We start from the raw sequence: 223 nt of genomic DNA, 5'->3' as shown, positions 1-223 counted from the left end.
TGCTGAAGTTGATGCGGTTGATTTGTCTGAAGATGAATTAGAAGTTGCTTATATTAATATTCAAAACCATGGTGTTTCACAACATGTGTTTCCAATTCAATCGGACTTATTCAGTGGTATTGAAAATGAGAAATACTACCTGATTGTGTCTAATCCGCCTTATGTTGATGCTGAAGATATGGCATACTTACCAGATGAATATAAACATGAGCCAGAGTTGGGT

The 223-nt window shown here is 35.9% G+C and carries 1 protein-coding gene; it reads left to right on the top strand.

Annotated elements, in window-relative coordinates:
• On the top strand, nt 1-223 hold a 223-nt coding region (locus V6255_RS18505), incomplete at both ends, for a methyltransferase (RefSeq protein ID WP_341629433.1).

Source organism: Psychromonas arctica (assembly GCF_038155225.1).
Classification (GTDB): domain Bacteria; phylum Pseudomonadota; class Gammaproteobacteria; order Enterobacterales; family Psychromonadaceae; genus Psychromonas; species Psychromonas arctica_B.
This window is presented reverse-complemented; position numbering and strand designations above follow the sequence as displayed.